This window comes from Mesorhizobium sp. Cs1299R1N1 (assembly GCF_037179655.1).
GTDB lineage: Bacteria > Pseudomonadota > Alphaproteobacteria > Rhizobiales > Rhizobiaceae > Mesorhizobium > Mesorhizobium salmacidum.
Map to the genome: position 1 here is coordinate 234792 of NZ_JAPYKR010000011.1, position 14485 is coordinate 249276.

A 14485-nucleotide genomic window follows, 5' to 3' on the forward strand; every position below is an offset into this window, starting at 1 on the left:
GAAATCGAAAGTGGCGAAGGTCTTGCCGGCCGGCAAGCCGGACTGTTCGCGATGGCGCTGGATGCGTCGAGAGGCGCGCTCGGCCATTTCGATCTCGAGCAGGCAGGCGAGAAGGTTGGCCGCGGGCCAGCCATCGCGATCGGCGGTGTCGGTGAGATGCTTCCAGTTGCGGCTGATGCTGGGCAGACGCAGTGCCGATAGCAGGGTGGGCAGCACGGCGGCGGCCTGAACCTTGGTCCTGCTCATCACAGCACCTGTGCGTTGGCGAGCAAATGGTTGTACCCGGCGAAATCGGGCGGCGGGATGGTGACGTCGACACGGCTTCTGACCGTGGGCAGGAACTCGCTCTTCAGCTTGGCGACATTGGGGAGTCTGCCTCTATCGAGCGCGGCCTCGATACGCAGGGCCAGAGCATCGATGCAGTTGCCGCTAGCGGCAATATCGAGGAGAGCGACCATGTCGCGGCAGGCCTGCCGGGCATCGAGAGCGGCATCGAGCGCCTGCCATGCCCGAGCATAGGCATGGGTGGGAAACAAGGCATTGCGGTAGACCAGATAGCGCAGGGCCTGGGGCTTGCGCTTCAGATTGCCGATGAAGTGCCGGAAATCGATATTGTGTCCTCGCTCCGCATGTTTGACGCGGACCCGGGCGGCAGTCATCACCTGGTCCGGCCCGAGGAAGAACTCGACCCGGTCATCATAGAGATGGGCATGGAGGCGGTAGCCGATGAGGCGCGAGGGTACCGAATAGGTGATACGGTCGACGCTGATGGTGCTGTTGCGCGTGACGTCTGCGCTGACCAGGGTAAAATCCGTGGTTCGCTTAGGCGGTAGCGACTTGAGGACCCGGCGCTCGTCATCCACGAGCTTGGCGCGGCGTCGGTTCTGTTTGGCCACCTCCTTATCGACGAAGCGGCGGTAGTCCTCGATGCTGGCGAAATCGCGGCTGCTCCGGCGGCGCAGGGCCTGATCGAGCCGTCGCTTCAGGTGGCCATTGGGAGCTTCGATTGAACCGTTCTCATGGGCGACACCTTTGTTGTTGCGCGTCGGCGTCATGCCGTAATGTCGGCACAGCGCTTCATAGTTGCGGGTGAAATCGCGCTGGGCGTCGGCGTCGAGGTTCTTGTAGGCGGCCGATAAGGAGTCGCTGCGGAGCTCGGCGGGTGCGCCTCCCAGCTTCCACAGCGCATCCTGCAGGTGCTCGGACAGAGCGGTGAAGCTCTCTCCACCCAGCACGACCGCTGAATCCTCCCAGCCACTGCTGGCGAGGCGAAAATGAAAGAGGCGATGGTCGAAGCGCTGGCCGGCGATGGTGACGTGCAAATCGTCAGCGACGGTGAAATCCAAGAGGCCTTGCCGGCCGATCTCGTGATGCTGTGGGAAGAAGATCTCCTTCTCGCCCCCATTCAAGGCCCGCCACCGGGCAATCCGGCGCTCGAGGGTCCGCCTGACGCCATCGGGGACGGCGGCCTCCCCGAACTCGTCCTGCACGGTCTCGAAAATGGTGACGGAGAGGATGCCTGCGATCTTCAGCAGCTCCTCCACGCGTGGCCATATCTGTTCGAGGGGGTCAGGCCGGGTACGCCAGTGCCGCTCGCGCTTCTTCTGCGATGGCAGCTGCGGATTCTTGTCGATCCGGCGTGCACTACGTTCGCTGATACCGGCCTTGGCGGCCGCAACGGCCTGGGTGTGGTGACGACGCTGAGACATGTAACGATGTACCTGTTGATCGGTGATGTGGAGGCCAGGCATCGGTACCTATCGCTGCTATGTTCGATAGGTGTTCCAATACCACTACTCCACGCGCCCCGATCAGAGCCCCCTCGCAGGGCTTCTGTCGCGCCCGCCCGTCAGACCCGCTCTCCGGTCGGGGCTCCGCCCCTCCCTACGACCGGGCCCGACGGGCGAACCCACCGGCCATCATAGTCGTCGCTGAACCGGCCACCGTAGTTGTCGCCGCGCAATTCTTCATCTCGACGAAGCAGCGCATCGATGTCGCCGAAGCGGAACCTGTGGAGGAGAACGTCATAGCCTCTTGGGCCACCAATATCTTCGGGCGGGCCGGCACGCGCGCCAGCGATGCAGATCGGGTAGACCTTGTCGGCCTCTCGCTCAAGCTTGGCCTCAACACGGATCTCGTGTTCCCACAGATCGCCGAAATCATACTCGTGTCGAATGCACTGGCGCACGCGCAGCTGAAGATCCGTGAGCGTGACCTCCTTACCTACCCCGTCACGGTGGCGCTCGCCTGTCCGCGTTGTGCCATAATGCCTGCCATGCAGCTTGAAAGCGTGCAGATGATAATCCTCCCAGCCGAAGGCGATCTGGATTGCTCGGTGCAGACCGAAGAGCGTCATTTCTTCCGATACCAGCAGCCTGCGCCAGATCATCGGCGAGATTCGTCGCAAGCTCACTTTCAACCGGTAAACACCAGATGGGCCATCGTCAGACATGGCGCCCACGCTAAGCCATAGCGGACGGACACCCCCAACTTTTTCATGCCCCCCCGACAATCGTCTCGTCGCCGGGGAACTCGAGCGACGCTGGGAAGAGGCCTTGAGCGAGCTTCGGGCGGCCGAGGAGGCGCTTGGTCAGCAATCCTCGCCACAAGGCTATCGGTCAAATGGGGACCCGACGCATGTAGTGGCTGTGGACGCGACCGGTTCGGCAGCCGCAGGAGGGACAGCACGATTCTTTCGCCTTAGTCGAACTGAACCTTGTCGGCCTGTGGGAGAATTTGGACGATCGGAAGCTCGGGCGAGACCAGCGAGCGGAAGGCATGGAGCACGGGGCAATCATCGGCGTCGACTGCGCTTCCGACTCTATGGACTCATTCGCACCGCCCGTGAATCCCGGCACCACCTTCACGGAAGATCCCGTGTTTGGCGCCGCGCACTAACCCAGACCGCTAAGTCATGGCGTAGTCCCTGTCCCGGCACCGCAAGGGCCGGATGATTGGAGGTTTGACACCGCGGAGACGACGCGAACTCGCAATTCCAACTATCCCCGCTACGGCACCTCCGCCAGCACCAAGGGACTGTTCCTCCAACTTAGGTAGGGGGGCCTGGCTTCTGGTCAGGCTGAATGCATGCCGGTCTCACATACTTCGGATTGCGAATCCGATAAACTACCTGGGGCCGCAACCAATGACCCTCGCCGCACATGGGGTGCTCGTAATCGGACGTGGGATCATAGATCATGCCGATCTTCTGCATGACTCTTTGGCTTGGCGCGTTCTCCTTGGCCGCGAAGCCCGCAACCTCCGGCAGATCGATTGACCAAGCGTACTCGAGCCATGCCAGTGCTCCCTCTGACGCCAGGCCTTTACCCCAATGCTCCTTGGCGAGAAACCATCCTATTTCAACGCACGGCTGGCTGTGGATAGCAGCCTGTACCGGCTCCGACAGCACGGCGAGCCCAATCATTCCTATAAGCCGCCCGCTGCTCCTCAACTCCGCTGGCTGGAAATGAAAGCCATTGGTCCGGGCAAGCTCGGCAGCAAGATCGACTTCGACAAGCGCTTCCTCTGCTGTCAAGGGGTTGGCAAGGTAACGCCTGACGTGGGGAGAGGCGTAAATACTCGCCATTGGTATCCGATCTCTGTCCTCCCAAGGACGCAATATCAGACGTTGGGTCGTTAGCACCATTGATCAGACTCACCCACAGGACGGACGCTTGTAAGGCTCGGTAAGAAACTCGCGTTTTTCTTCGCTGACTCGCATGGGTCATTCTAAAATAAGCAGGCAAGATATAGAAGTTAATATTTATTAAATAACAGCAACTTTGTTGTAACATGCGGATCAAAGTAACGGTGGCTGACGGCGGCGACCGTTGTCGGGAGCGGGTGGGGGTAAGAACTTTTGGGGTATCGAGGGCTTTTTGGAAGGCGCACTCGATGACACCTGAACTAAGGATGAACGTCTGGGTCGAGCTTGTCAGGGTCGATGGCCTTCCGCAACGTCGGCAAATCGCAGTCGTCGAACGGATCGTAGATGTGACGACCTCGGCCTCTCCTTGGGGGAAGGCAAAGCGATACAGCTCCCTCTGCAGGAGGAGTTGACACAGTTTCAGACGGATCAAGCCGGCCAGCAGGATCGGAAATATCACGACTGCAACCGCCTTCGTTGCGCGACGAACTGTTGAAGCAGATTTTGCAATATCGAGATTAGTTGAGGAAAAACGCTTCGAACCTGCGGGATTTCCTCATGTTCGGAGTTTGACAACTGCGTCGGCGGCCAGAAATGAGGTGCTCCGGCATTGCGCCGCTGCAACGAAGGCCAACGCCCATGGCGCCCAGGCGGCATGCAACTTGCTGCTGTGAATTTTCCCCTTGCACGACTGCGGGATCTGAGACCAGCGGTCGGATGACGGCTTGTCGAAGCTGATTGCCGCGAACCAGCGACGGCGATCCTTGTAGATCCCAGAGACGGCGATGGGTGCTCCGCAGTTACGGATCAGACTGGCGGTGAATGGAGGACTCTCGTTACGGCGTTCGAGGCGTGAGTCCTGTCGTTGCGCCGCTTCTCCAACACGAACTCAGTACGAATGAAACGAAAATGGCTAATTAGATATCTCGCAATTCGACGACACGCTTCGCGCAAAGGGGCAATCCTAGGCAACGTCCGCTGGTTCAGCCGGCTCCGCTTGCGGACGGCGATGGCGGAGGAAAGACGCTGGCGAACGGCAGGTTCAAATTGGCAACGGCGGGCTTCAGGCAGGTGGTGACGAAGTGTTCGCGAGCAGTTTCGTAAACAGCTGTCCTTGGTACTCAGGGTTTGAAGGAGGTCAGCTTGCATCTATGCTACACGGAGAAAATTCATGAACAGGTTGACCCCACAAAACGCACTGAAGCAAGCCGGGCAAAAGCGGATCGAGGCTTCACATGCGCTCAACGGTGACGCGAAGCGCTTGGTACGATATTATCGTGAATGGGCTGGCTGCTACGAATTGGACCTCGAGCGCGAACACTACCGCAGCCCCTCGATCGTGGCCGAACTGGCTGGCACCGTGCAAGCAGCCTATATGGGCAGAGACCGAGAAGCCATGGCAATCCTCGACGCTGGCTGCGGTACAGGCCTAGTTGGCATTGAATTGGACCACCTCGGCTTCCGCTGGATCGATGGTTTTGATCTCTGCGACACGATGGCCGAAATGGCGAGGCAGATTGGGGTCTACCGCAATGTTCAAGGAGATATCGACCTCAATCGACCGCTCTTGGACTATTCGAGCGCGAGCTATGACATGACCGTGTGCTGCGGCGTCTTCGCTCTCGGACATGTCCGCCCGGGTGGGCTGCGCGAATTGGCCCGCGTGACACGCCCGAACGGATTTTTGGTGGTGAGCAGTGAAAGGAGCTATTCGGAGGCAACATCTTTCGAGGACGAGGTACTCCGTCTTCAGGAGGGGGGCATTCTTACACCAGTACAATACCTGAGCAACGGCATGTACGTCGGGGAGGAGGGCGCGCATTACTGGGCTTTCCGAGTACATCAGGCGCCCCAGAGGCAAAAGTGATCATCTGGCGCAAAAGATCGGGATACGCGCCCTTCTTCATAACCCTCTGCGGGGCGCTCTCTCTGTTCGGCTGGGCTCAATAAGCCCAATCCCGGCACCATTTCGCGAAATCTCCGACGGTGATGGAGTGCACACCCTTGGCGGTCCGCAAGAAGGACTTGCTGAAGTTGGTCGTGGTTTCCGATGAGCCTTGCCGTAGAGCTGAACATCGCAGGCAGGCGCGGCTGCTGTTTCCGCTGACTACGCAGCCGTTACTGGCGGCGGCTCTGGGCATTCATGATGCCGCTTCTGGGCTAGGTACAGATCCGGTTGGCGGTCGGCCGGGCCGATATGCATCGGGACGCAAGGGCATTCTGTGGCGGTGCCGTACTGCACCGAGGCCTGGGCCTGCCCAGTCTGGAATCTTCTGCCGCAGAATATTCAGATGCTGTTCAGCAGGCACAGAAGACATCCGCGCCAGGTTGCGAGCAATGGGATGACGCGGCCTTTATGTTGCCGTCGACGGGTCCGAGAGTCGAAACGGCGATCAAGGCTGCGGTTACAGTCGAATCCTGCGGGACTCCAACAGCGACTGTCACCGACAACGCATCAGGAGCACCCTGCGGGCGACAAGTCTTCGTGGATCATTCCGGCAAGAAGATCCCGATTGATCGCAAAACCGGCGAGGTCCGCGAGGCGGAAATCTTCGTGGCGGTGCTGGGCCCCTCCAGCTACACCTTCGCCGGGCGACCTGGACGCAAACGCTAGCCGACTGAGTGGCTCCGCAAGTCCGAATGTTTCGGTCCTTCACGACTTTCCAAACTCGGGGTACGCGGTTATGTGGACGTCACATAACCGCGTACCCTCGACGGGATCGATTGGTGCAACCCGCATCACAGGTTCCCTCCCCGCCGGCGCACCGCTATCCGGTCGGGCGTGTTCCAGCCTGCTTGTCCGGCATCGGGTTCCGTGGCAGCCCTGTCCGGTCGAAGACACGGATGTCCGGGACCTGACACATTGGAGGTGTCGAGTATTCAGCCGTTGCGGTGCGAACATGGTGTTCGCCTCTTACCCGCACAGGCCTCATAGACTGTCTTCTGTAATGGGTCTTGGTTCGTCGAGTCTCCTCTGGACGATATCTCATCGTCAGGATAATGCTTCTGTCCGTGGTCAGCGCGAAGGCCGCCACACTATGCCATCAGATCCAAGCCGAACGGCAGCGCCCTCCTGAACCTTGCCACGCCCTCGTCCCGGCGACGGGACCTATGCCATCGCTGCGGCCATGCTCCATCGGAAGTCGGTCGCATCCACCCACATGCGATGGAGCACGATGCCCAACTTGCGGGCAAGGGCCATCTTGGCGCGCTTCATGCCCGGCGGTTCGCCACGTCAAGCGCGCCTAATGCTTCAGGCCTGAGAAGCGGGTCGCCCGCGTCAGCACGATGTTCCCGTTTCAAAGAGCGGTGTTCGCACCATAGCGTCGCCGACCTTGCTGAGACCACCGTCCCGGTCGGTCTCACCGGATTGATGGGCGTAAGCCCCAATTAGGCTCCGACCACACTGAATTTTCCAAACCGCATCGGGTCGTCCACCGCCGAGCGATAGGTGAGCGCAACCAAGGCGCCGACCCCAGGTGTGCTCATCAATCTGCGGCAAACCTTGTCAGCGCGCGCGATCTTCGATCTTCAGCATCTCGCGATGGAGCGCGCAAGCGTCTCCGCTACTCGCTAACGAATGTGCATGGAAACTAGACTGGGCGGCATGCCGATTGCAAGGAACACAGTGATTTCCGTTGGGATCTAACAGTCTCATAGTCTCCGGCCAAGGAGGTTTAAATGAACCTTGCTCGAACGATTCAAATCGATGCGATAGACGAGGCTCTGTCGGATGCGGTCCCGTAGAGGTCAACAAAAGTGGCGCAGGGGTCGAGAAGCGTCTCATCTCCTATCGGCAAATCGCATTATCAATGAGCTTGGAGGAACGGCGATATGTCGATCCAGAATCCGACGCATCCCGTGGCTGCTGCGAGAAGCAGGTTGAGAACGATTACAGAACTCAATGAAGCGGCCGCAGATGAAGCCTGGAAGCCGTACGTATGTCACCAGATGTTCGATGGCGAAAGTACGGCTGAAAGCATCACCCAGAGCGGGCCGCAGCTTGGGGTTCATTTCCGCGAGAGCTGCGCTCTTTGTTGCGGCACGTTCGGCGAGTTGCTGCAAGGCCAGCTGTCCATCGGCTCCCTTTCCCGCGACTCTCATTTCTTGGTCACGATGCCCATCGCGCTCTTTGCTCGGGCCTACTTTATTCCGTCTCCAGGCATACGATCTGTAACCGTCTATCCATTCCATAAAATCAAAGCAAAACGACTGGCTGAGAATCTCGTGAGTGCGCTGAGCGTCTCAGGAGGAACCCTTATTCTACAATCTGAGCTCCCCGAAGGTAAAGGGCTGGCGAGTTCGTCTGCGGATCTTGTTGCAGCTGCAAGGTCAATCGCGTCCTGTTTCAATCGTAGGATCCGTACATCGTTGATTGAGAAGCTAATGGCAGAAATCGAGCCGTCCGACGGGGTGATGTACCCCGGCGTGGTCGCATATCAACAGCGATCATGTAGGCTTTTCTCCTTTCTCGGACAGATGCCGCCGCTAGCTATCGTTGGCATTGATGAGGGAGGGACGATTGAAACCGTCGACTATGACCAACGGCGAGGTGAGATCTCCGCTAGCCACCGAGCTCAATATCATGAACTACTCGAGCGGACACGTTCAGCTATCTCGGGGGGCGACACCGCCGCGATTGGTGGAATAGCTACAACAAGCGCGCTCCTGCATCAGGAGCGGGTTCCCAAAGAGCATCTAGATTCGATGCTGAAAGCGTCTGAGGACACTGGCGCGCTCGGCGTTGTTGTCGCCCATAGCGGTACCATGATCGGGATCCTACTGGATCGACTGGCGCCTGGTTTCCCACGGACGCTTCGGTCGGTTGTGGACAGTGTGTCGTCGTTTCACAGCTCGCCAAAAATATATGTCACAATGAATGGCTGCCGGTGAGCTACCGCATGGACGCCGATCATACACACCATCCGTTCTCCGGTTATTCTGAGGCCTATGCGCTACCCCGGATCATTCGGTGCAGGACCAATCTTTACCTGGCGCAGTTTGCATTCATGAAACTTCTTCCTGCAAAGTACATTATTGAGCGAGCGCTGGCTCGAGAGACATTGCAGCAAGACGCGACGATTCTAGAGACGTCGAGCGGAACATTTGCCCTTGGGTTGGCTGTAGTCTGCCGGGAATATGGTTTCCGCCTCGAAATCTTCACTGATCCGGTGATGGACAGGGCTCTTGAAAAAAGGTTGAGATCGCTGGGGGTGAAAGTAGTTATAGTAACAGAAAAGGCGGAGCAAGGCGGATATCAAAGGAGCCGCCTCGACGCATTGCAGACTAGGATGAAACAGTTAGGCCACTCCTGTTTCTGGCCTCGCCAATACGAAACTCGAGACAATCCCGGCGCCTACAAATATTTCGCCGACCAGATTACTGGAATGGTTGGGGCAGAGATCACGTTGGTGGGATCGGTCGGATCAGGCGGTTCCACTTGCGGAACAATAGAGCCCCTCCGCCGCAAAGCCCCCGGCGCCCGGCTGATTGGAGTGGACACTTTCAATAGCGTCATTTTCGGTCAGGCGGACGGTGAACGGAAACTGCGCGGGTTGGGTAACAGTCTCGTCCCGAAAAACGTGAAGCATGAACTTTATGACGAAGTTCATTTCATATCGGCTTCGCTGGCTTTTGCTGCGACGCGTGACCTTCACGAACGGCACGCAGTTTTTGCGGGCCCGACTTCCGGCGCGAGCTATATCGTCGGGCGGTGGCGCGCTCAGGAGTATCCAGAGGAAACCGTAGTGGTGATATGTCCTGACGAAGGCCACCGCTACGTCGAGGCTGTCTACGATCACGAGTGGTGCGAGCAGAACGGATGCCTGCATAATGGTGTTCTCTTGGACTCTCCAGCTAGCGAAGATCACCCCTCGACTGCTCTCCCGCCATGGAACCGATACCGCTGGAAGCGCAAAAGCCGGGAGGCTGTCTTGAAGATATTGGAGTGGCATGATGGATCGGAATAGTTTTCTTTTCGTGGAAAGCAACACGACCGGCACTGGCGAGCTATTGATCAAGCGTGCCGCGGCCTTGGGTTTTGAGCCTTATCTCATTACTCGAAATCCGGGCCGCTACCGCTTTCTCGACGAGTGCGGCGCGCGAGTAGTTGAAGCCGAAACGCGTAGTCCGGATGAAATTCTCAGGGTCGCCGCCAAACTGACAGGGTTGATAGGAATATTTTCATCCTCGGACTATTTTGTGGAAACGGCGTGCAGAGCCGCGATGAAACTAGGGCTGCCAACGGCGAGTCCGGAGGTTGTAGCTAGGTGTCGGAACAAATGGAAGCAAGTGACCGAATTGCAGCGACAATCGATCTCGGTGCCAAAGACCCAACTGATCACTTCGGTCAGAGAGCTAGATCTTGCTCAAATTACTTTTCCGGTCGTCGTGAAGCCGGTCTCGGGAAGCGGCAGTAGCGGCGTGTGCCTTTGCGAAAATAGCACGGCCGCCATACAGGCATTCGGGCGAGCAAAGGACGTGTTGCTCGATCAAGTAGGTTTGCAAAGCCCAGAAGTTCTAATTCAGCAATACATAAGAGGCCAAGAATACTCTGCAGAGATCATTGCGTTTAACGGGAAGGTGCATTGCCTTGCTATCGTTGCCAAGCACAAGGGGCCGCCACCTCACTTCGTCGAGGTTGGGCACGACTTCCCCACCCCGCTTCCGGAGTCGTCGCTGAGGGACCTGGCTTCTTTCGCAGCAGGAGCAGCATCGGCTTTGGGGCTGGACTTCGGACCGGCTCATGTGGAGTTTGTAGTGACGGAGTCAGGTCCTGTCGTCATTGAGGTAAATCCTCGGTTGGCTGGCGGAATGATTCCAGTCATGCTCTCGCACGCTTTAGGCACGTCAATCCCTGACATGGTTATCAAGCTTTATGCGGGTGAAGCGTTCCCGCATCTCCGGTTGAGCAAGACAAGAGCGGGAGCCATCCGTTTCGGCCTCGCCCAGAAGTCCGGGAAGCTCAAGCGCCTGAGCTTTTCCCAGAATGCTGGGCCGATCGTGCCCGAAACGGGTCTTCTGAAATCTGAGGGGGAGGAAATACAGATAAATGGCGACTTCAGAGACCGTGTAGCGTATGCGATCGGCGTTGCTGACGAGCTCGACGCCGCGGCCGCAGCGGCTGAACAGATGATCGATTCCATTGTCGTTGACATCGACCCGACTGCTGGCGAAGCGCAGAGCAAGCAAGACGGAGGGCTAAGCGAAGGCAGATGGACGTTGCATCCTGAAGCGATGAAGCTGCTCGCTCCGCCCATCGAAATCTCGCGCGACGGTCGACTCCTGAAATTCCAAGCGGCCATAGATGAAGCACATCTGGTGATGCTCGCCGATCAAGGCTTGGTTGAGCGAGCATTAGCCGCAGACCTGCTCAAGCATATTCTCAGCCTCCAGAGCGAGGGCTTTCGATCTTTGGAGGGCCGCGATGCTCCGCGGGGCCTCTATCTGGCCTATGAGGCCGAGCTTGCCGCCAGGGCAGGCCCGGAAAAAGCTGGCTGGCTACACTTGGCGAGGTCCCGCAACGACTTGAACGCCACCATTTCTCTAATGGCTCTGCGGGACGCCGCATGTTCCACTTCGCAAGAAATAGGAGCTGCACAAGAGGTCTTGCTTCAGCGAGCCGAAGAAGCGTCCACACTTATAGCTCCACTGTACAGCCAATACCAAATCGCCCTTCCGGGGTCGCCGGGGCACTACCTGCTCGGGGTCTTCTTTGCTCTCGGGCGCGAGCGCCAAAGGCTTCTTCGCCTCTTGGAAGACGTTAGGAGTTGCCCCATGGGAGCCGGCGCTGGCGGCGGAACCAGCATGCCCATAGATCCGTCGAAAACCGCGGGCCTTTTGGGATTTGAACTGCCCTCGTTTAACTCCCTCGACGCAGTAGCGAGCCGGGACTTCCATCTGCAGGGGCTTTCAGTCTTTACTGGTGTGTCGATATTGCTCAGTCGTGTTGCTCAGGATCTTCAGGTTTGGACGACGCGCGAGTTTGCTCTCATCGAGGTTCCTCGCAATCTTGCCGGGGGCTCTTCCATGCTGCCGCAAAAGAAGAACCCATATCTTCTTGAACACATCAAGGGGGCGGCAAGCACCGTGATTGGCGCATACGTCTCTGCGGCAACGGCAAGCTGCAAATCGCCTTTCAGCAACTCCATCGAATCCAGCAACTACGGCTGCTCGTCGCTGGCCCCTGCAGAAGATGCCCTTAAGCGAGCCATAATCCTTACATCGCTGGTTGTGAAGTTCATGTCTTTCAATGCGGCATCGATGCGGCAAAATCTGGAAGACGGCTTGGCAATGACCACTGTAGCGGCCGAGCGAATGGCGTCGCGAGGCGTTCCCTTCAGGGCCGCCCACACACAAATTGGCGAGATCGTGGCGCGACTGTCGCAGGATGGCTCTATCTCGAAGCGCCGAAGAGAGTTGGCTAGTCACCTCGCTGGGGTATTGCCGACGAGTCCTGAAGAATGCAGGGACGCTCTGCAGTTCGGAGGAGGACCAGGAACAGCATCAACCGAGGCCCAGCTTGCCGAAGCAAAAACGCTCTTTCGGGATGCCCAACTCAAATGTGCAGACATACGGGAAGGCTGGGAGAGTGCCGAGATGCACCGCAAACAGAGGGTGAAAGAAATCATCGGCGGCATCAAACCACCTGACGGCTTGCCTACATGAGCGGCATTAATACCCTGTGGTGATGAGCGCCGCGTGGGCAGAGGGGGAAGAGTTCGGGCCCTCCACCTCGTCGGCGGACCCGAGCCAGCCTTGAACCGTCAAAATATCCGCACCGGACTGGAGAAACTTTATGGCGAGGGAGTGCCAGATAACGTGGCGATATGGCCTTGTCGCTCAGGACGGCCCGCTGGCCATCGCTTGGCGGCCGCTCGCCGCACGATATGGGTCGCTCTGAAACGTGCGAGGCGCTCGTTGCGGATCGGTCGCTACCCGTCGCTCCTCTATGAAATAGGTGCCCGTAAACCAACTACGTCGCAACAGTTCCTTCAACTAAGTTTGCAGAATCTTTGCGACGGCAAATCGGCGGGGATGGTACGTTCCACAGGCCTGATCTCAGGCGCGGCTGAACACGTGAACACTGATCCCGATCGGGTCCGAGGCCGCTCAACACGCAACATCGGAGCGGAACGACAGTGGCAACAAGAGCGCTCATCCTGGTTGAGGGTCATAGCGGTATGGGTCTCTCATACATCTTGGCGGCTCAGCAACTTGGTCTTTATCCAATCACCCTGTCGGCTGACCCAGCCCAGTACTGTTATATCGCGGCAGAAAAGCATGAAGCAGTTCGTGTCGATACGGACAATCTCGACGCACTCGTCCAACAATGCTCTCAGATAAGTGAGACGTATGAGATTGCTGGCATTATCGGCTTTTCTCGCGCCGACGAGTCGGCCTGTGTGATGGCTGGCAAGCTCTGCCGTCATTTCGTCCTGCCAGGGCCGAACCTAGAAGCTATTGAACAATGCTGCGACAAGTACACTCAGCGTCAACTTCTCGCTGCCTCAGGCGTTCCGATACCTGAGTATCGCTTGGCGACCAACGCAGCTGAAGTGGGGGATTCTGCCGAGGAGATTGGACTGCCGGTGATAATCAAGCCTGCGGCGGGCAGCGGCAGCGTCGGTGTCCGATTGTGCCGCACCGCCCGCGAACTGGCCGAACATACGAACTATATTTTGGGCGGACAGCACCGATGGGGGGCTGCGCCGAGGATTCTGGTCGAAGAATTCGCAAATGGCGGCCCCGCTTATGGGGTAGACACAATGGGGGATGCGGTCGTTGGGATTTCCACTCTCCACTGCGGTCCCCCACCGAATTTCGTCTATCGTGATGCAACTTATCCGGCCGCGCTGAATAACGAGGAGCATGAGCGTAGCATTATCGATATCTCCCTTAGCTCTTTGCGCGCTCTTGGCCTGGGCTGGGGACCAGCGGGCATCGAAGTCCAGTGGACCGAGGGTGGGCCGGTGATCATTGAGGTCAACCCGCGCCTTCATGGCTCGCCGACTCCCCAAATGGTTGATCTGGCTTACGGTATTGATCTGATCACGGCGCATATTAAGCTTGCCATCGGCGAAGAATTGGATTTGCGCAAAAGGCATTCGCAAACAGCGGCCGCACGATTCTTAGTTGCTGATCGCGATGGGACGCTTGACTGGATCGGTGGGGAGAGCGAGGCAGCTGCTCTACCAGGTGTCGCTGAGGTCAAATTCTATGTTCAACCAAAAACTCCGATTGTTAGAAAAGGCGACTATAGAGATTGTTTGGGGCATGTCATCGCGGCTTCGTCCAGCCTCCCTCGTGCCGAGGCGATACTTCAGCGCGCGGTTGACTTGATCAACTGGTCCATCACGCCCCAAGGATAGTTGAAAACGGCTAAAGTATAAAATTGGCCCTGTTCATTCGAAATTCCTTTGCCGACCGGGGTTGCAAATCGGTCAGGGTAATTTCGTCGAGCGGCCTCGGCAAGGACGGCTTGCTCGACGATCTGAAGAAGGCGCTTTCGGAGCGGATACTGAATGCCGAGCTTGACGAGCACCTCGAGGATGAAAGCGCCGACGGCAGTGCCAACCGCCGCAACGGCCATTCGCGGAAGACGGTTCTGACGGGCACGTCGAAGATGCAGCTTGCGATCCCGCGCGATCGAGCGTGAACGTTCGACCCGAAGCTGATCGCCAAGTATCAGCGCCGTTTCCCGGAGTTCGACGGTGAGCGCTGTCCCGGCGCCACCTTTCGCGCGTGGTCGTGAGCCACGATGCTCGGAGCCTTTGAGGGCTTCGACACATGACGATTTCAGAGCTTACGCTTAAGTCCAGGGACGAGGAGCCGGTTCGA

The 14485-nt window shown here is 58.2% G+C and carries 8 protein-coding genes and 4 pseudogenes; 7 read left to right on the forward strand and 5 right to left on the reverse strand.

Features of this window, described 5'->3' with window-relative positions; translation table 11 throughout:
• Positions 1-9: 9 nt before the first annotated feature.
• The 4 genes and pseudogenes from O7A70_RS34235 to O7A70_RS24205 form a co-directional block, all read right to left on the reverse strand.
• Positions 10-246 (reverse strand): annotated as a pseudogene (locus O7A70_RS34235) (ATP-binding protein); the annotation flags it as partial.
• Positions 246-1751: an IS21 family transposase gene (istA, locus tag O7A70_RS24195; protein ID WP_442921206.1), complete on the reverse strand. Its 1506-nt coding sequence runs from the start codon at positions 1749-1751 to the stop codon at positions 246-248. The gene istA and the pseudogene O7A70_RS34235, both read right to left, overlap by 1 nt.
• Before the next feature lie 98 nt (positions 1752-1849).
• The gene (locus tag O7A70_RS24200) at positions 1850-2452 is read right to left on the reverse strand and encodes a plasmid pRiA4b ORF-3 family protein (RefSeq protein WP_337142639.1); all 603 of its coding nucleotides are present in this window, start codon (positions 2450-2452) and stop codon (positions 1850-1852) included.
• Between the two features lie 597 nt (positions 2453-3049).
• Positions 3050-3646, reverse strand: coding sequence for a GNAT family N-acetyltransferase (locus O7A70_RS24205; RefSeq protein WP_337142640.1), 597 nt, complete (start codon positions 3644-3646; stop codon positions 3050-3052).
• A 1171-nt stretch (positions 3647-4817) separates the two neighbouring features.
• On the opposite strand from O7A70_RS24205, the gene O7A70_RS24210 reads away from it, so the two are divergent.
• Complete coding sequence (locus O7A70_RS24210) at positions 4818-5513, forward strand: class I SAM-dependent DNA methyltransferase (RefSeq protein WP_337142641.1); 696 nt, start codon at positions 4818-4820, stop codon at positions 5511-5513.
• A gap of 589 nt (positions 5514-6102) precedes the next feature.
• A pseudogene (locus tag O7A70_RS24215) lies at positions 6103-6265 on the forward strand (IS21 family transposase); the annotation flags it as partial.
• 490 nt (positions 6266-6755) lie between these two features.
• Here the strand turns inward: O7A70_RS24215 and O7A70_RS24220 are convergent.
• Positions 6756-7168: pseudogene (locus O7A70_RS24220) on the reverse strand (transposase); the annotation flags it as partial.
• Between the two features lie 312 nt (positions 7169-7480).
• Between O7A70_RS24220 and O7A70_RS24225 the strand changes: the two are divergent.
• The 5 genes and pseudogenes from O7A70_RS24225 to O7A70_RS24245 form a co-directional block, all read left to right on the forward strand.
• Complete coding sequence (locus O7A70_RS24225) at positions 7481-8539, forward strand: GHMP family kinase ATP-binding protein (RefSeq protein ID WP_337142642.1); 1059 nt, start codon at positions 7481-7483, stop codon at positions 8537-8539.
• Positions 8540-8547: 8 nt separating this feature from the next.
• Positions 8548-9615: a pyridoxal-phosphate dependent enzyme gene (locus tag O7A70_RS24230; RefSeq protein ID WP_337142643.1), complete on the forward strand. Its 1068-nt coding sequence runs from the start codon at positions 8548-8550 to the stop codon at positions 9613-9615.
• On the forward strand, positions 9602-12313 hold the full coding sequence (locus O7A70_RS24235; RefSeq protein WP_337142644.1) for a lyase family protein: 2712 nt from the start codon (positions 9602-9604) through the stop codon (positions 12311-12313). Before O7A70_RS24230 ends, O7A70_RS24235 begins: the two co-directional genes overlap by 14 nt.
• Positions 12314-12786: 473 nt before the next feature.
• Positions 12787-14016 (forward strand): ATP-grasp domain-containing protein, encoded by a 1230-nt coding sequence (locus tag O7A70_RS24240; protein ID WP_337142645.1) that lies wholly within the window; start codon positions 12787-12789, stop codon positions 14014-14016.
• Positions 14017-14096: 80 nt separating this feature from the next.
• Positions 14097-14300, forward strand: a pseudogene (locus O7A70_RS24245) (transposase); the annotation flags it as partial.
• Positions 14301-14485: the final 185 nt, after the last annotated feature.